The sequence below is a fragment of the Pseudomonadaceae bacterium SI-3 genome (assembly GCA_004010935.1).
Classification (GTDB): domain Bacteria; phylum Pseudomonadota; class Gammaproteobacteria; order Pseudomonadales; family Pseudomonadaceae; genus Stutzerimonas.
In genome coordinates this window covers 4,209,153-4,227,322 of record CP026511.1, presented here as the reverse complement: position 1 = coordinate 4,227,322, position 18,170 = coordinate 4,209,153, and the positions used below count along the sequence as shown (strand labels likewise).

Sequence of the window (18,170 nt, the reverse complement as noted above, 5' to 3'; positions counted from 1 at the left end):
GGTTCGGCGCCCTGTGCGGGCGCGCTTTGTGTTTGGAGGCCGGGAAAGGAGGTGACGTTCCTCAGGCCTGACTGTCGGTGGGCGGCGTAGCGCCCTGGTTATCGGGCTGAGCGAGCCGTGGCGCGGTTCCCAGGTGTAGCTGTTTACCGTCGAAGTTTTTCAGGAATACATCGACCTGGCGGAAGGCGATCGAGATACCGGCCTTGGCGAATTCGCGGTCGATGGCCCGGTTGATCTCGTCGGTGGCGGGGTTGCGGTCGCCGAGGTCGCGTACGTGGACGCGCAGCTCGTGGTCGAGCGTGCTCTCGCCAAAGGTCAGGAAGAATACGAGCGGCTCCGGCTCCTTCAACACCCGCGGGTTTTCATTCGCGGTCTTGTAGAGCAGTTTTTTCACCAGATCCAGATCGGATCCATAGGCGACGCCGACCTTGATCGTCACGCGGGTGATGGTGTCGCTCAGGGACCAGTTCACCAGCTGGCTGGTGATGAAGGTCTTGTTTGGGACGATGATGTCTTTTCGGTCGAAGTCGGTAATGGTGGTGGCACGGATGCGAATCCGGCTGACCGTGCCTGAGAGATTGCCGATGGTCACCACATCGCCGATCCGCACCGGACGTTCGAAGAGGATGATCAGACCGGAAATGAAGTTGGCGAAGATCTCCTGCATGCCGAAGCCCAGGCCAACCGAGAGCGCCGCCACCAGCCACTGCAGCTTGTCCCAGCTGACGCCAAGCGTCGACAGGAAGGAGACGAAGCCGATGCCGGCCAGCAGATACGACAGCAGCGTCGTGGTGGCATAGGCGCTGCCCTGCGCCAGGTGCAGTTTTGATAACACCAGCACTTCCAGCAGACCCGGCAGGTTGCGCGCCAGGGCCACCGTGATGGCGACGATCAGCAGAGCCCCAAGCAGGTTGTTAAGGGTGATGGCATTGGTCGTAGCGGTGTCGCCAGCACCACTGACGAATTCGTAGAGCACGACGTTATCGAGGTAGGAGACCACGCTGATCAGATCCGCCCAGACCCAATAGAGCACCGCGAAGAACAGGCCGAACATCGCCAGGCGGGTCAGTCGCAGGGACTGCTGGTTGACCTGCTCGATATCGAGGCCGTCCTCACCGCTTGCCTCGCTGCTGTCCATGGGCTCGTCGGGCTGAGTTTCACGCTTGGCCAGGGCACGCTGGTAAGCTAGTCGGCGAGCGGCGACGGTTAGCCCGCGAATCAGCGTCGCTTCGATGACGATCCAGGCCAGCAGGAGATACAAGGTATCGATCAAGCGCCCGGTCAGTTTCAGCGCCGTGTAGTAATAGCCAAAACCCACCACTAGGATCAGCACCAGCGGCAGGAGGCTGAACAGCAGACCGATGAAGCGCTGAAGCGGTGACGCGTTCTGGCTGGCCGGACCTTTCAGCAACAGGCGCGTGAGGCGCCAGCTCATCAAGGCGAAGCAGACCAGGACCACGACGATGCCGATCACATCGTCGACTAGATTGCCCGGTTGATGTTCGGCAATCGCCACCACGGCCACCAGGGCCATGACCACCAGCCCCAGCCGTCGGATTTCGTTGCGCAGGAAGGTGACCTGCGGACGGAACCAGCCGAAGTGCGTTTCAGCGACCCGATTGGGCGAGAGCATCCGATACGCGCTATAGAACACCAACCAGGCCTGCGCCATCTGATAGAACGCGGCGCCGAGGGCGTCGTTCTGCCCGCGCCCGTCCATCTGCAGCAGGTAACCGCACAGCGCGAGAAACAATGCGCCCGGCAGCGCCAGCAACAGATTCAGCAGCAGCGCCATTGGCGTGTGCAGCTGGCTGTCGTCACGGAAATGCCCGATGTCGCTGCTCAGCGAATCCAGCTTGGTGTTGATTGCCTGACGGCGCCAGAGCAGCACGCCGATCATCAGCAACAGCGGAACGAAGAACAGTGGCCGCTCCAGCAGGCCCGCGCCTAAGGCTTCGAACACCGAGCCCCAGGGCATCGCCCGCAGCTGGCGGTCGAGCAACGTGGGCACGTTCTTGAACCAGTCCAGATCGAGTGGCCGATTGCTGGGGATCCAGAACATCTGCTCGTCCAGCGTATTGCGCAGGGCTTCGGCCTTGCTCTGCAGTTGGCGCTGGTTCAGCTGCAGCGTAATCGACTCGCTCAGCAGAGCGTTCAACGAATGGTTGAGCCGATCCAGCAGCTCGCTGCGTGTGCGAACCAGCTCCAGCAACGCACTGCGTAATTCGGGAGTCACCTCGCTGGGAGGCTGACTGGCCAGCTGTTGCTCTACATAGTCTTCGACATTGCCGGCGGCTTCGCGGCGCTGGTTCAGCTCGAACTGATAGAGCCGAATATCAGCGATCTCATCCGCCAGGTTGCTATCCAGCGAGAGCTGCGGCAGGGCCTGCTTCTGCTGCGAGAGGATCTTCGACAGCAGCAGACTGCCCTCAAGAACGGCGATCTGTTCTTCCAGTGCTTGGTCGGCCTGGTTGAGCGTGTCGAGTTGCTGGCGGGTCTGCAAGTTCTGCTGGGTGAGGTCGTTGAGCCGCTCGGTGGCTCGCAAGAGGTAGCCAGACAAACGCTTGTTCTCGGCGCTTTCGGCCGGCAGCAGCTTGTCGGAGCCGGTCTTCTCGGCCTTTAGCGAGAATTCGGCGACGGTCTGTTCGGATTCTTCCCGGCGCTTGTTGTTGATGGCCGTCTGCAGCGCCATGGTTTCGCGCTCGGCACGGGCGATGCGCTCGGACAGCAGGTCGCGGCGAGCAATGCCCAGGTCCTGCAGCAAGCTGTTGCCGGCCAGTTCGTTGCGACGTAGTTCGATCTGCGCGTTGAGGGCGGACTTTTCCGCCGCAAGCAGGGCGCGGCGTTCATCACTCAGTGGCTTGCCGTTTTCGCGGCCGGCCTTCAGCAGGTTGTTGATCTCGTCGATCCGCATCTGTGACTTGCTGATATCGGCCTGGGCGCGCTCGGGACGCGTCTGGGCGCTGATGATCATGCTGTTAGCCGCGGTCAGCGCTGTCTGCCAGGTCGACAACTCCTCGACACGCTCTGCCAGGCGTTGCTCGAGGGCCTGCATCTTCAGTTTGGCCAGCTTTTCGACCAGATCGCTGGTGTCGCTGGCCTTGAGTTTGCTCAGGTCTCGCTGGGACTCGGCGATTTCTTTCGGCGCGCTGGCGAGTTCGGCCTTCAGTTCGGTCAGTCGCTGCTGCGCGGTCGCGGCCTGCTCAGCAAGGCGTTGAGCACGTTCGTCAGCGCTTGGCTGTGCAGGTTTCGACTCTTCGGCGGCCGGTTTGGTGCCGGTCAGGCCTGGGATGGATTGAGCGAATGCTGAAGCGGGAACGAAGGCGAGCAGGGTCGCCAGCAAGAAGATACGCAAGGGTGCCATGAACATTATCGAGTGAAGAAAAGAGTGCGGAGTCTAAGGGCTGCAGAAGGCCGAGGCGAGCCCATAGATCGGAACGCTCTGGCTCGGTGCGTCGCGGCTGTACAGCGCTTCAGAAATGCAGCGATGGACCCGGTTTGTTGCCCTCGGGAAACTTCAGGCCAACCTTGCGCACCTGGCCATGCTCCATCGCGGCGATGGTCCAGGTCAGGCCGTTCCATTCGATCTGATCGCCCGTAACCGGCTTGCCGCCGACGCGTTCGGCCATGAAGTCGCCGATCTGCTGACTGCCGTCGACTTCACCCAGTTTCAGGCCATACAGGGCCGCAAGGGCGCTCATCTCGGCCTCGGCTTCTAGGATGAAGTCTCCGAAGAAACGCATGTCTCGGCCGCGCTGCGGGGCTTCGCTGAACAGCTTGCCAAGCGCCGGGAGGTCTTCTTCGTGGCCGATGACGCAAAGGATGTCGTCGACTTGCAGGCGCGTGCTGCCCGACGGGTGCAGCAGTGCCTTACCGCGGAACAGGGCTGCGATGCGTGTGCCAGTGGGCATCTTCAATTCGCGCAGCGCGGCGCCGATGCACCACTTCTTGGCGGTCAGGCGATAGATGAACAGTTCCCACTGACTGGTCGTGTGAATCTGCAACCCGGCGCGGGAGATCGGCAGCGGCGAGGGCGGCACCTCGACCTTGGCCTTCTTCGCGGCCCAGGTCAGGGTGGTGCCTTGCAGGAGCAGCGAAACCAGCACGATGAAGAACGCCACGTTGAAAAACAGCTGGGCGTTTTCCAGCCCTGCCATCAGCGGAAATACCGCGAGAATCACCGGCACCGCGCCGCGCAGCCCGATCCAGGAAATGAACAGGCGCTCACGCAGGTGGAAGCTGCGAAACGGTGCCAGCCCGATGAACACTGCGAGTGGGCGGGCGAAGAGGATCATCCACAGTGAAAGGGCCAGCGCCGGCAGGGCGATGGGCAACAGCTGACTGGGCGTGAGCAGCAGGCCGAGCACGAGGAACATGCCGATCTGGCTGAGCCAGGCGAGGCCGTCGAACATGTGCAGGATGCCATGACGGTTGCGGATGGGGCGGTTGCCCAGCAGCAGGCCACAGACGTAGACCGCCAGAATGCCGCTGCCGCCGATGGCGCCGGACAGCGCGTAAATCATGATGCCGCCAGCGACGGCCAGCAGCGGGTAGAGCCCGTCCGCGACAGAAAGGCGGTTGATCAGGTGCAGCAGCAGCCAGCCTCCAGAAAGTCCTAGCAGGGTACCGATACCGAACTGCTGCAGCAGGCTGATGAAAAAGCCCCAGCCGAACCCGGTCTGGCCGGAGGCGAGCATGTCGATCAGCGCGACGGTGAGAAACATCGCCATCGGGTCGTTGCTGCCCGACTCGATTTCCAATGTTGAGCCGACCCGTTCGTTGAGCCCCCTGCCGTTCAGCAGGTTGAACACCACGGCGGCATCCGTCGAGCCGACGATGGCGCCGATCAGCAAGCCCTGCATCATGGGTAGATCAAATAGCCAGGCTGCAGCTAGACCGGTCAGGCCGGACGTGACAACCACCCCTGCTGTAGCCAGCGAAAACGCCGGCCAGAGTGCGACGCGGAAGGTGGCGGCGCGGGTGCGCATGCCGCCATCGAGCAGGATGATCGCGAGGGCCAGGTTGCTGATCAGGAATGCTAGCGAGTAGTCGTCGAAGACGATGCCGCCGATACCGTCGACGCCCGCAAGCATGCCGACCGCGAGAAAGATGACGAGGATAGGCACGCCGAGGCGTGTCGACAAAGAGCTCATCAGGATGCTCGCCGCAACCAACAGAGCACCGACAAAGAACAGTTGGTTGATGTTGCCGATATCCAAACGCGCTCTCCGAAGGTTAGTGCTGCTGGCAAGCATGCAGGCTGCATGCCAGCGATTCTAACCCGCGGTTTTGACGTGCTGTCAAAAAAGCCCGGCGGAGCGACGGGCGTTTCGGATAAGGAGGTGGCGCCGATAAACGGCGTCTTGATTGATTGTGGCCGCCCGACACGTACAACGTGTCGGGCGCCAGGTCAGAACCAGTCTTCCTGCATGGTCAGGCAGGTGTCGTCACGACCGGCCAGCAGATCCAGTTCGTGGTGGCAGCTCGGCACTTCCCACGTCAGGAAGTAGCGTGCAGCTTGCAACTTGCCGCGATAGAAATCGACGTCCGCCTCGTTGCCCTTCGCCAGCCCCTGCTCGGCGTGAATCGCCTGTTCCAGCCAACGCCAGCCGATCACGGCGTGACCGAATACCTTGAGGTACAGGGCCGAGTTAGCCAGTGCCTGGTTGATCTTGCCAGCCATCAGGTCGCCGAGCAGCGCTTGGGTGACCTCGGTCAGGCGCGCCAGGAGCTGCTCCAGCGGCTGACGCAGCGCATCCAGCGAGCTGAACTCGCCCGCCCGCTTGCAGGTACTCTGGATCAGACCGAGCAACTGGCGCAGTCCGGCGCCACCGTTCTGCGTCAGCTTGCGTGCCAGCAGGTCGAGTGACTGGATGCCGTGCGTGCCTTCATGAATCGGGTTCAATCGGTTGTCGCGGTAGTACTGCTCAACCGGGTACTCACGGGTGTAGCCATGGCCGCCCAGGATCTGAATGGCCATCTCGTTGGCTTTAAGGCAGTACTCCGAAGGCCAGGATTTGACGATCGGGGTGAGCAGGTCCAGCAGCTCGTGGGCGCTCTTGCGCTCTTCCTCGGTCCCTGCGGTCTGCTCTTCGTCAACGATGCGCGCGGCATAGAGGCCGAGATCGAAGGCGCCTTCGACGTAGGCTTTCTGCATCAGCAGCATGCGTTTGACGTCGGTGTGCTGGATGATCGGAACCTGCGACGATGCCGGGTTCTTGCCGTCTGGCAGGCGGCCTTGTGGCCGTTCCCGCGCGTAGTTGAGCGAGTACAGGTAGCCGGCGTAACCGAGCATGATCGCGCCCATGCCTACGCCGATGCGCGCGTCGTTCATCATCTGGAACATGTACGACAGGCCCTTGTGCGGCTCACCGACCAAGTAGCCGACACAGTTGCCGTTATCGCCGAAGTTCAGCGCGGTGGAGGTGGTGCCGCGCCAGCCCATCTTGTGGAACAGCCCGGCCAGGATCACATCGTTGCGATCGCCCAGCGAGCCGTCGTCGTTGACCAGGAACTTGGGGACGATGAACAGGCTGATGCCTTTCACACCGGGCGGGGCGTCGGGCAGCTTGGCCAGGACCATGTGCATGATGTTTTCCGACAGCGGATGATCACCACCGGAGATGAAGATCTTGTTGCCCTTCAGGCGATAGCTACCGTCGCCGGCCGGCTCGGCGCGGGTACGCAGATCGGACAGGGATGAACCGGCGTGCGGCTCGGTCAGCGCCATGGTGCCGAAGAAGCGGCCTTCAAGCATGGGCTGGAGAAAGCGCTGTTTCTGTTCATCACTGCCGAACACCTCAATCAGGTGCGACGCGCCCATGGTCAGCATCGGGTATGACGAGGTGCCGATGTTGGCCGACTGGAAGTGAGCGAAACAGGCCCGTGAAAGCAGATTGGGCAGCTGCATGCCGCCATCTTCGAAGCTGCGCGACGCGTTGTGAAAGCCGGCCTCGATGAACGCATCGACAGCAGGCTTCACTTCCGGAATCAGCACCGCTTCGCCGTCCTTGTAGATCGGCTCGTTCTCGTCTGCCTTGCGGTTGTGCGGGGCGAAGAGGTTCTCGGCAATGCTGCGGGCGGTGTCGATGGCCGCGTCGAAGGTTTCGCGGCTGTGGTCGGCAAAGCGTTCGCGCTGGGTCAAGCCTTCGGCGTCGAGTACTTCGTAGAGTTCGAATGCCAGGTTACGCGGGCAGAGCAGAGTCTCGGGCATGGAAAAATCCTCCGTTTACATGCACTCGAGTCTAAGGAGCCGGCGAGACGGCTGCCTAGCACCATACATTCGAGTGATGGGTCGACACAGCAGCGTCTTTTAGGGGTTGCCTGGGCGGCCTTAGTGTGGCTTCGCGCAGAAATATTCGAGTAGCTGTGCCAGGTGACCGTCGCCGATACCGGCGTCGATCAAATGCTGTTCGGCACGTGCCAGATGTTCTTCGATGTGCTGGCGCGCCGCCTCGGGGCCGAGCAGGGCGACTACGGTGCTTTTTCCGGCGTCTTTGCCGGAATCCTTGCCGATCTGCTGAGGGCTGAGCCCGTCGGCCAGATCGTCGAGGAGCTGGAAGGCAAGCCCGAGTTCAGTGGCAAAACCGTTGAGATGGCGCGTGCAGCTCGCGCTGGCATCGGCCAGCAGCGCAGCGGACTCCACCGCAGCCGTGAAAAGCGGGCAGGTCTTCAGGCGGTTGGTATGGGCAATGGCTTCGAGCGGGCGCGCGCGTTGCCCCTCACGCAGATCGTGAAACTGGCCGCGAACCAGGCCCTGCGCGCCGGTAGCTTGCGACAGCAGACGCACCAGTTGATTGCGCGTCGACGCGTCGATGCTGGCTGTCGAGGCGGCTATGCTGAATGCTTGGCTGAGCAGGGCGACCGAGCCTAGGACCGCGACGTCTTCGCCGAACTCACGGTGAATGGTCGGCCGGCCACGGCGCAGCTCGGCGTTGTCCATGCACGGCATGTCATCAAGAAACAGTGAGGCGGCGTGCACCATCTCCAGGGCGCAAGCCAGGTCGAGGCCGGCATCGAAGGCCGTCGCGTCCTGCTGCAGATCTTTGAGGGTCAATAGCAGCAGCAATGGTCGGACACGCTTGCCCGGCGCGAGTGTGCCTTCACGCATGGCGGTGGCGATGGCATCTTGCGGAGGCGCTAGCGGTAGCCACTGGCCAAGCCGCTCGTCAACCTGTGCACGCAGCGTACTGACTGTCCGTCCGAAGTCGTGGTGCGTGTCCGGCAAAGCGATGGCCATGACGACCTCCTGTATCGTTTTTCGTTAGATATCGTGACAATACCTGTACAGAGTGTATAAGTCTTGGCACTTTTAATGACCACTACCGTCCACATAAGGTCATCGAACGAGGCGCTGCATGACTAAAGAAACTATTGCGGAACGTAAGAACGACCACCTGGACATCGTTCTCGACCCGCGCCGCGCCTGTTCCGCCGTCGATCCAGGCTACGCTGCCCTGACTTTCGAGCACTGCGCGGTTCCGGAGTTGCGTCTCGACGACATCGATATTCGCGCCGTGCTGTTCGGACGACCCCTCTCAGCCCCGCTGCTGATCAGCTCGATGACGGGCGGCGCGGCGCGGGCGACCCAGATCAATCGAAACCTGGCCGAGGCGGCCGAGGTGCTGGGGATTGCCCTGGCGGTGGGCTCGCAACGAATCGCACTGGAAACCGACGCAGATCAGGGGCTGACCCGGCAGTTGCGCGAACTCGCGCCGTCGATCCCTTTGCTGGCCAATTTCGGAGCGGCGCAGCTGGTTGCCGGCTACGGGTTGGATGAGGCGCAGCGCGCCGTCGACATGATTCAGGCCGATGCCCTGATCATCCATCTGAACCCGTTGCAGGAAGCAGTGCAGGTTGGCGGTGATCGCAACTGGATAGGCGTGTACGCGGCGCTCGAGGCGCTGGCCTTGCGCTTGCCAGTGCCGTTGGTAGCCAAAGAGGTGGGTGCGGGCATTTCTCCGAGCGTGGCGCAGCGATTGCTCGATGCCGGCGTGTCGGTAATCGACGTCGCCGGTGCCGGCGGTACCAGCTGGGCGGCGGTAGAGGCCGAACGAACCCTGGATCCGCAGCAGCGCGCCATTGCCAAAGCGTTCACCGGCTGGGGCATACCCAGCGCGCAGGCGATTTCGGCTGTTCGCCGCGCCTGCCCCGCTGCTCAGCTCATCGCATCAGGCGGCATTCGTGACGGCATAGATGCGGCCAAGGCGATTCGTCTGGGCGCCAACCTGGTGGGGCAGGCTGCCGGCGTGCTGGACGCAGCGCTGATCGGGCCGGAACCCGTGGTCGAGCATTTCCAGGTGCTGATCGAGCAGCTGCGCATTGCCTGCTTCTGTACGGGCTCGGCCAATCTGGCGGAGCTGGCCAAAGCGCCGCTCCTGACCCCGTTCGACCCGTCCAAGCTGTGATGTGTCGTCAGGTTTGCTGCTCTGCCAGCCGGCGAGGTTCGTTTCAATGACTCATTTCGCCGTGATCGCACCGCCTTTCCACAGCCACGTGCGGGCGATGGAAGCGCTCGCCTCTGAGTTGTTGGCGCGCGGGCACCGTGTGACAGTCGTGCAGCAGGCCGATGTGGCCGGAATATTGCGCCACCCTCGACTGGGTTTTGCCCAGGTCGGCGCGGGCTCGCATCCGCCTGGCTCGCTCAGGGCGGTGATCGACCGTGCGGCACGCCCCGGCGGGCCCTGGGGCATACGCCGGGTGATCGCCGATATGGCTTCGGCAACCGATATGTTTTGCCGAGAGGCACCTGCCGTGCTTCGCTCCATCGGCGCAGACTGCGTCATTGCAGACCAGATGGAGCCGGGTGGTGGGCTTGTCGCCGAGTACCTGGGGCTGCCGTTCGTGTCGGTGGCCTGTGCCTTGCCAGTCAACCGTGAGGCGCTGGTGCCGCTGCCGGTCATGCCTTGGCGCTATCGTGCGACGCCCTGGGGCGAGCAGTTGAATCTGCACAGCAGTGGCGTCTATGACCGGGCGATGCAGGCGCACGCCAGCGTTATCTCGCGCCATGCAGCCGCGTTCGGTCTGCCACCTCGGCAGCGCCTCGATGAATGCCTGTCGCCTTTGTTGCAGTTGAGCCAGACCACACCCAGTTTCGATTTTCCACGTTCCGCCCTGCCTGACTACTTCCACGGCATCGGCCCGCTGCGCTCGGCGTTGACTGACGAACCAGCGATGGCTATTCCGGTCGCTACCGGCAGGCCATTCGTGTTCGCCTCGCTGGGCACCCTGCAAGGCGATCGCTTCGGCCTGTTCCAGCGGATAGCCGAGGCGTGCCGCGACCTCGATGTACAACTGCTGATCGCGCATTGTGGGCGGCTTGATCGGCGCCAGGAGCAACGACTACTCAAGGCCGGCGCCAGCTGGGTCACCGATTTCGCACCCCAGCGTGCAGTGCTGGCGCGAGCCGATGCCGTAGTCACCCATGCCGGGCTCAACACCGTACTCGACGCGCTGGAAGCGGGTGTGCCGAGCCTGGCGTTGCCGATTGCCTTCGATCAGCCCGGCGTAGCCGCTCGGGTGGTGCATGCAGGTGTTGGCTTGAAGCTCGATCCGCGTCTGGCCAGTCGCCGACGGATCGTGCAGGGCCTGCGTCGATTGTTGCGCGAGTCCGATTTCGCTCAGCGTGCCCGACTTCTGGGCAATGAGGTTCGTGCTGCCGGTGGGGCGCCGCGGGCAGCGCAGCTGATCGAGGCAGCACTTGGCGTCGAATCGCCGGCGTTGCAGAGGGCCGAACATGGCTGATGCGGACCTGATCCTCGTCGGCGGCGGCCTGGCCAACGGGCTGCTGGCCCTGCGCCTGCGGCAGGCGCGTCCAGATTTGCGGTTGCTGGTCATCGAGCAGGGCGAAACCCTCGGCGGCAACCATACCTGGTCCTTTCATGAGCACGACCTGACGCCAGCCCAACAGACCTGGCTGGAGCCGCTGGTGGGCAATCGCTGGCCTGGCTACGAGGTGATTTTCCCGGATCTTCAACGCCGTTTGGGCAGCGGCTATGCCAGCATCTTTTCCCATCGCTTCCATCAGTTGCTGATGTCGGAGCTGGCTGACGGCGTAAGTCTGAACGCCACCGTCACGCAGGTAGAGCCCCGGCAGGTGCGGCTGGCGTGCGGCAAAGTGTTGCGGGCTGGCGCGGTAATCGACGGCCGAGGGGTACGTCGAAGCGATCAGCTGGCATTGGGCTTCCAGAAATTCCTTGGCCAGGAACTACGCCTGCATCAGCCGCACGGCTTGCTGGAGCCGATCATCATGGACGCCAGCGTCGCTCAGCAGGATGGCTACCGGTTTGTCTATGTGCTGCCGCTCAGCGCCGACACCCTGTTGATCGAAGACACCTACTACGCCGATGGCGATGCCGTTTCGCTTGGTGCGTTGCGCGACAACATTACCCGCTATGCCAGCGAGCGTGGCTGGGTCATCGCCGAATTGTTGCGAGAAGAACAGGGCGTGCTGCCCATCGTGCTCTCCGGTGATGTGCCGGCGTTCTGGGACGAGGCGCGTGGCGTGCCGCAGACGGGGCTGTCTGCTGCTCTGTTTCATCCGACTACAGGCTATTCACTGCCTGATGCGGTACGCCTCGCCGATCACCTGGTCGCACTGAATCGCTGGGATGCAGACAGCCTGTTCGCCGCGATTCGCGGCTATTCGCTGCAGCAGTGGCGTCAACGTGGGTTCTTCAGATTGCTCAATCGCATGCTGTTCATGGCTGGACCAGCGGATCGCCGCTGGGCGGTCATGCAGCGTTTCTACCTCCTGCGTGAACCGCTGATTCAGCGCTTCTACGCGGCCAACCTGACCACCTGGGACCGCTTGCGCATCGTCTCGGGCAAACCTCCCGTGCCGGTGGGTGAAGCGCTGCGTGCGCTCGCCGCCGGCAACCTGCACCACAAGGACAAATGATGAACGAACAAACAGGCGGTGTGAGGCGGGCTGTGGTGATTGGTGCCGGTTTCGGTGGGCTGGCGCTGGCGATTCGGCTGCAGCGTGCCGGCATTCAGACCACCGTGTTGGAGAAGCGCGACAAGCCGGGCGGCCGCGCCTACGTCTATCACGATCAGGGCTTCACCTTTGACGCCGGCCCGACGGTGATCACCGACCCTCCGGCGCTGGACGAGCTGTTTACCGGTGCGGGCAAGCGCATGGCCGATTACGTCGAGCTGTTGCCGGTCAGCCCGTTTTATCGGCTGTGCTGGGAGGATGGCTACAGCTTCGATTACGTCAACGATCAGGTCGAACTGGACCGGCAGATTCATGCGTTAAATCCAAAGGATGTCGCAGGCTACCAGCGCTTTCTTGCCTATTCCCGTGCGGTGTATGAGGAAGGTTACGTCAAGCTCGGCACCGTGCCCTTCCTGTCGTTTCGCAGCATGATCGGCGTCGCGCCGCAGCTGGCCAAATTGCAGGCCTGGCGCAACGTATACAGCATGGTTTCGAAGTTCGTGGAGAACGACCGGCTGCGGCAGGCGCTGTCTTTTCATTCGTTGCTGGTCGGTGGCAACCCCTTTGAAACCTCGTCGATCTACGCATTGATCCATGCGCTGGAACGGCAGGGTGGCGTCTGGTTTCCACGCGGCGGCACCGGAGCGCTGGTGCAGGGTATGGTCCGGCTATTCGAAGACCTGGGCGGCAAGCTGGAGCTGAACGCCGAAGTGGCACGCATCGAACTGGCGGATGGACGAGCTAAAGCCGTGACTACGCGAGACGGCCGTCGCTTCGATACCGATGCGGTGGCCTCCAACGCCGATGTGGTCAACACCTACAAGCGGCTGCTCGGCCACGAACAACGTGGTCGGGACGAGGCCAAGCGGCTCTCCGGCAAACGCTTCTCCATGTCACTGTTCGTCATTCATTTCGGCCTCAAGCGCCGTCATGAGCACCTACAGCATCACACGGTGTGTTTCGGTCCACGTTACCGTGAGCTGATTGACGAGATCTTCAAGCGCGAAACCCTGGCCGATGACTTCTCCCTGTACCTGCACGCGCCTTGCGTGACCGATCCATCATTGGCGCCGGAAGGTTGTGCCAGCCATTACGTGTTGGCCCCGGTGCCGCACCTGGGCACGGCGGATATCGACTGGGCAGTGGAAGGGCCGAAGTACCGCGACCGCATCTTTGAATACCTCGAGCGTCACTACATTCCGGGCTTGCGCGACGATCTGGTTACCCACCGGATCTTCACGCCGCACGATTTTCGTGACGAGCTCAATGCCCATCTGGGCTCGGCATTTTCGCTGGAGCCGATCCTCACCCAGAGCGCGTGGTTCCGCCCGCATAACCGCGATGATGTGATTCCAAACCTTTATATCGTTGGTGCCGGCACTCATCCCGGTGCAGGCGTGCCGGGTGTGGTGGGTTCGGCCAAGGCCACGGCCGGCCTGATGCTGGAGGATTTCTTGTTGGAGGAGCGGGCCGGATGAACGACCAGGTCATCGATCACTCGACGCAGGCGATCAATGTCGGCTCCAAGAGCTTTGCGGCAGCGGCGAAGCTGTTCGACGAACGCACCCGTCAGAGCGCGGTGATGCTCTATGCCTGGTGCCGGCATTGCGATGACGTGATCGATGGCCAGACGCTGGGGCACGGCCAGGTCGAGGGTGATCGCTCCACCGGTGAAGCGCGGCTGGCCGAGTTGGTGGACCTGACCGAGCGCGCCTATGCCGGGGAGCCGATGAGCGATCCGGCCTTTGCGGCATTCCAGCAAGTGGTTCAGCGCCACCAGATACCACGAGAATACCCATTGGAACATCTGGCGGGCTTCCGCATGGATGTGCAGGAGTATCGCTACCAGACTCTCGAGGACACGCTGCTGTACTGCTACCGCGTTGCCGGGGTGGTGGGCCTGATGATGGCGAAAGTGATGGGCGCCGAAGCGGAGGCGACGCTGGACCGGGCATGTGACCTGGGGCTGGCGTTCCAGCTGACCAATATCGCTCGCGATATCGTCGAGGATGCGGAGATCGGTCGCGTCTATCTGCCGGCCGACTGGCTCGCGGAAGCAGGCATTCCGGCCGATGAGATCGGCCTGCCGCACAACCGGCCTGCGCTGGCGCTGTTGGCGGCCCGTCTGGTCGATCTAGCCGAGCCTTACTACCTGTCGGCCTCGCAGGGTTTGCGCGACCTGCCACTGCGTTCGGCCTGGTCCATTGCAACGGCGCATGGGGTCTATCGGCAGATCGGTGTGGAGGTGAAAGCGCGCGGCGCGGCGGCCTGGGACACGCGGGTGTCGACGACGAGTGCGCAGAAATTGCAGTTTCTGCTAGGCGGAGGACTGCTGGCGCTGGCTTCGCGTCGGATGCAGCTCACGCCGCGCCCTGATTCCCTCTGGAAACGTCCCCGTCGGGCTTAGCGTTTGTCTTGTGCAACGGACCATCATGCAGCTCGCGCAGCTGCTGCTTGAGCACCGGCAGCGGCGGCGCGTAGAGGAAGCCGAAGGACACGCAGCGCTCCTTGCCTTCCACCGCATGGTGCAGGCGGTGGGCCTGATAGAGACGCTTGAGGTAGCCCTTGCGCGGTACGTAGCGCAGCGGCCAGCGGTGGTGGACCAGGCCGTCATGGGCGACGAAATATAGAAAGCCATAGGCCGTCATGCCGGCGCCGATCCATTCCAGCGGGCCGTAGCCCGCTGTGCCCAGCGCGATCAGCAGGATCGCGACCCCGGCAAATACCACTGCATACAGATCATTCTTCTCGAACCAGCCGGTGCGCGGCTCATGGTGCGACTTGTGCCAGCCCCAACCCCAGCCATGCATCACATGCTTGTGCGCCCACCAGGCGAACAGCTCCATACCGGCCAGGGTGGCGAGAAATACCAGTGTGTTTGTCAGCACGGTCATATCCGATCCGCTCATCTGCAGGTCGGGCCAGTTTACGCGCTACGCCGCGACAATGGACCCAGTCCGACGCCTGGCGCAGCCCTGATTGTCGCTTAATTCTTCCAGCCGGCTGCCAGCGCCTCGGTCAATCGCGCCGCCAGAATCGGCTGGCAACCGCTGACGTTCTGCCCCGCCCATAGGGGTGAGAAATGATCGATGCCCTGACGCTCGGCTGCGGCGCGCAGGCTGCCGATGGCATTGCCTGCCAGCGGAAACGCCGGCACGGCCTCTGGCCGAGCGCCCAGTTCGCGGATGAGGCGATTGACGATGCCGCGCGCTGGCCGTCCGGAGAACAAGGTGGTCAACACAGTGTGCTCGGCGGAGGGGCTCTGCAAGGCTTGGCGGTGCAGCTGACTGGCGCGGCTTTCGTCGCATAGCAGATAAGCGGTGCCGACCTGCACTCCCGCTGCGCCCAGCGCCTGCGCGGCGGATACGCAGCGGGCATCGGCAATCCCGCCGGCGGCGATCACGGGCACGTCCAGTGCGGCAACCAGCTGCGGCAGCAAGGCAAAGGTGCCGACCTGACCATTGATGTCATCGCTTAGAAACATGCCGCGATGGCCCCCGGCTTCGACGCCCTGGGCAATCACCGCATCGACACCTTGCGCCTGCAACCAGCGACCTTCTTCCAGCGTCGTGGCGCTGGAGAGGATTTTCGCGCCGCTCCCTTTGACTCGCTCTAGCAGGTCCCGCGCAGGCAGGCCGAAATGAAAGCTGACCACCGGTGGACGGTGCCGCTCCACCACTTCGGCCATCGCGGCGTCGAAAGGGTGACGGGTTGCGCCGCCGGGAATGCTCGCCGGGTCGATCCCGAGTTCTTTCAGGAAAGGCGCCAGCAAGGCCAGCCAGGCTTCAGTACGCGCGGCGTCCTCGGCGGGTGTCTGATGGCAGAAAAAATTGACGTTGTAGGGCTTGCGCGTCAGCGCGGCCATGGCGGTCAGCTCGGCGTCCAGGGTCTCGGGGTTGAGCATCCCCGCAGGGATCGAGCCCAGTCCACCGGCCTCGGAAACTGCGGCGGCGAGTTGATGGTTCTGCGAGCCGGCCATCGGCGCCTGGATGATGGGTAGGGTGATCTGCAAGAGGTCGCGAATGTCCATCGGGGCGTCCTGGTTGGATAGCGGTGGGTCACTGTAGCAGCCGTTTGTCGAGATTTCGTACCCCTGGTCAACGGGTGTTTCGTCCAGGCTCTGCGAATCGCGGCTCGGCGCAGTTAGACTGTGCGCTCTTCAGGAGTGCCCGATGAATTACCGCCACGCTTTTCACGCCGGCAATCACGCCGACGTCTTCAAACACCTCGTCTTGTCCCGTCTGTTCGCCATGCTGGCGCGCAAGGAGGCGCCGTTCGCCTATCTCGACAGCCATGCCGGCGTCGGCCTGTATGACTTGGCCGGTGACCAGGCCAGCCGCACCGGCGAGTGGCTGCAGGGCATCGCGCGGCTGTGGCAGGCAGAGGATGTCCCGGCAATGGCGCAGGGGTATCTGGATGTGATCCGTGCGCTCAATCCAAGCGGTCAGCTGCGTTACTACCCCGGCTCGCCGGAGCTGGCGCGCCAGCTGACGCGCCCGCAGGATCGCCTGCAACTCAACGAAAAGCACCCTGAGGACGGCCGCCTGCTCAAGGACAACATGTCCGGTGACCACCGTGTTGCGGTGCACCTGGGCGAGGGCTGGCACGTGCCGCGCGCCTTGATGCCGACGCACGAAAAACGCGTTGTCCTGCTCATCGACCCGCCATTCGAGCAGGCCGACGAGCTGAGCCGCTGCGTGACGGCGTTGAAGGAAGCGCTGGGACGCATGCGCCAGACCATCGGTGTGATCTGGTATCCCATCAAGGATGAGCGGCAGCTCAAGCGCTTCTATCAGGACCTGTCGCGCAGCGGTGCACCCAAATTGCTGCGCGCTGAGCTGTACGTCCACCCCACCGACGAGGCGCTGCGGCTGAACGGCTCGGGCCTGGCTATCAGCAACCCGCCGTGGGGGCTGGAGGAAGAGCTGCGCGAACTGTTGCCCTGGCTGGCTAAGCTGCTGGGGCAGAGCGAAGGCGGCTGGCGGCTGGACTGGTTGATTGAGGAGGCCTGACCGCGACGTAGATGCGTGTGCGACTGGTGGGGCTAAAGCCCACCCTACGGTTAGTCAGTCTTGAGGTCGTAGGGTAGGGCGAGCGTGCTCCGGGGAACATGTAGGCAGCGAGTAGGTATGGCCGGCAACGCTTTGCATGAGTCGTAGGGTGGGCTTCAGCCCACCGAGCAGGCCAGCGCTAGACCGTCGGGGCTCCGATGGCCCCCCGCTCCCTTCCGAACTTCCAGCTAAAAGAGCTTCAACGGCTCTTCCTGCAGCGCGGACATCTGCTCACGCAAGATCAGCACCTGATCGCCCCAGTACCGTTCGGTGCCGAACCAGGGAAAGCTCATGGGGAAGGCCGGGTCATCCCAGCGGCGGGCAAGCCAGGCGCTGTAGTGCATCAGACGTAGAGCGCGAAGCGCTTCGATCAGCGGGAGTTCTCGCGGGGCGAAGTCGTGGAATTCGCTGTAGCCATCGACCAGTTCGGACAGCTGCCCGAGGCGCTCGTGACGTTCGCCCGCCAGCATCATCCAGATGTCCTGCACCGACGGCCCCATCCGGCAATCGTCCAGATCGACCAGGTGGAACGCATCGTCACGGGCGAGGATATTGCCGGGATGGCAGTCGCCATGCAGGCGGATCGGCTGGAAGTCTGTGCGGGCGAAGACATCATCGACGCGCTTCAGCAGGTCGCGCGCCACTGACTCGTAAGCAGGCAGCAGGCTCTTGGGCACGAAATTACCTTCGAGCAGCGTCGCCAGCGACTCATGGCCGAAATGCTGGGCATTGAGTGTTTCCCGATGCTCGAAGGGCCGGCTGGCGCTGACCGCATGCATGCGGCCCAGCAACTGGCCGAGTCGATAGAGCTGATCCAAATTGCCCGGCTCCGGCGCGCGACCGCCGCGGCGAGGAAAGAGCGCGAAGCGAAAACCGGCGTGTTCGAACAGGGTTTTGCCGTCGCGCTCGAATGGCGCCACGACCGGGATTTCGCGATCGGCCAGCTCCTTGGAGAACTGATGCTCTTCGAGAATGGATTCGTTGCTCCAGCGGCCAGGGCGGTAGAACTTCGCAACGATCGGCGTTTCGTCCTCGATGCCCACCTGGTAAACGCGGTTTTCGTAGCTGTTCAATGCCAGCACGCGAGCGTCGCTGATGAAGCCGGTGCTTTCCACCGCATCGAGCACAAGGTCAGGCGTAAGCGTGTCGAAGGGGTGGCTCATGGTCGGCTCCGTGGACGG

Annotated in this window: 13 protein-coding genes; 6 read left to right on the top strand and 7 right to left on the bottom strand. The window is 63.1% G+C overall.

Going from position 1 to position 18,170, the window contains the following annotated elements:
- Positions 1 to 61: 61 nt before the first annotated feature.
- From C1896_19725 to C1896_19710, 4 genes are all read right to left on the bottom strand, one after another.
- A complete protein-coding gene (locus tag C1896_19725; GenBank protein ID AZZ46956.1) occupies positions 62 to 3,364 on the bottom strand; it encodes a mechanosensitive channel MscK in 3,303 nt (1,100 codons plus the stop codon).
- A 109-nt stretch (positions 3,365 to 3,473) separates the two neighbouring features.
- Positions 3,474 to 5,219 carry a potassium/proton antiporter gene (locus tag C1896_19720; protein AZZ46955.1) on the bottom strand — a complete coding sequence of 582 codons (1,746 nt, stop codon included), beginning with the start codon at positions 5,217 to 5,219 and terminating at the stop codon, positions 3,474 to 3,476.
- 191 nt (positions 5,220 to 5,410) lie between these two features.
- Positions 5,411 to 7,213, bottom strand: a complete 1,803-nt coding sequence (locus C1896_19715) for an acyl-CoA dehydrogenase (GenBank protein ID AZZ46954.1) — start codon at positions 7,211 to 7,213, stop codon at positions 5,411 to 5,413.
- A gap of 120 nt (positions 7,214 to 7,333) precedes the next feature.
- Positions 7,334 to 8,239: a geranylgeranyl pyrophosphate synthase gene (locus C1896_19710; protein ID AZZ46953.1), complete on the bottom strand. Its 906-nt coding sequence runs from the start codon at positions 8,237 to 8,239 to the stop codon at positions 7,334 to 7,336.
- 118 nt (positions 8,240 to 8,357) lie between these two features.
- Here C1896_19710 and C1896_19705 point away from each other — a divergent pair, with 118 nt between their 5' ends.
- The 5 genes from C1896_19705 to C1896_19685 are packed head-to-tail and all read left to right on the top strand — an operon-like array spanning position 8,358 to position 14,345.
- Entirely contained in the window at positions 8,358 to 9,407 is a 1,050-nt protein-coding gene (locus C1896_19705) for a type 2 isopentenyl-diphosphate Delta-isomerase (protein AZZ46952.1), read from the top strand.
- A gap of 46 nt (positions 9,408 to 9,453) precedes the next feature.
- Positions 9,454 to 10,743, top strand: coding sequence for a zeaxanthin glucosyltransferase (locus tag C1896_19700; GenBank protein AZZ46951.1), 1,290 nt, complete (start codon positions 9,454 to 9,456; stop codon positions 10,741 to 10,743).
- A complete protein-coding gene (gene crtY, locus C1896_19695; GenBank protein AZZ46950.1) occupies positions 10,736 to 11,899 on the top strand; it encodes a lycopene cyclase in 1,164 nt (387 codons plus the stop codon). The genes C1896_19700 and crtY overlap by 8 nt, the downstream gene beginning before the upstream one ends.
- The gene (locus tag C1896_19690) at positions 11,899 to 13,416 is read left to right on the top strand and encodes a phytoene desaturase (GenBank protein ID AZZ46949.1); all 1,518 of its coding nucleotides are present in this window, start codon (positions 11,899 to 11,901) and stop codon (positions 13,414 to 13,416) included. Before crtY ends, C1896_19690 begins: the two co-directional genes overlap by 1 nt.
- Positions 13,413 to 14,345 (top strand): phytoene/squalene synthase family protein, encoded by a 933-nt coding sequence (locus C1896_19685; GenBank protein AZZ46948.1) that lies wholly within the window; start codon positions 13,413 to 13,415, stop codon positions 14,343 to 14,345. Before C1896_19690 ends, C1896_19685 begins: the two co-directional genes overlap by 4 nt.
- On the opposite strand, the gene C1896_19680 is transcribed toward C1896_19685, so the two are convergent.
- The gene (locus C1896_19680; GenBank protein AZZ46947.1) at positions 14,299 to 14,832 is read right to left on the bottom strand and encodes a beta-carotene hydroxylase; all 534 of its coding nucleotides are present in this window, start codon (positions 14,830 to 14,832) and stop codon (positions 14,299 to 14,301) included. The genes C1896_19685 and C1896_19680 overlap by 47 nt on opposite strands.
- 92 nt (positions 14,833 to 14,924) lie before the next feature.
- Entirely contained in the window at positions 14,925 to 15,968 is a 1,044-nt protein-coding gene (locus C1896_19675; protein AZZ46946.1) for a 2-nitropropane dioxygenase, read from the bottom strand.
- Between the two features lie 142 nt (positions 15,969 to 16,110).
- On the opposite strand from C1896_19675, the gene C1896_19670 reads away from it, so the two are divergent.
- A complete protein-coding gene (locus tag C1896_19670; GenBank protein AZZ46945.1) occupies positions 16,111 to 16,950 on the top strand; it encodes a 23S rRNA (adenine(2030)-N(6))-methyltransferase RlmJ in 840 nt (279 codons plus the stop codon).
- Between the two features lie 227 nt (positions 16,951 to 17,177).
- On the opposite strand, the gene C1896_19665 is transcribed toward C1896_19670, so the two are convergent.
- Complete coding sequence (locus C1896_19665; GenBank protein AZZ46944.1) at positions 17,178 to 18,152, bottom strand: serine/threonine protein kinase; 975 nt, start codon at positions 18,150 to 18,152, stop codon at positions 17,178 to 17,180.
- Positions 18,153 to 18,170 lie beyond the last annotated feature (18 nt).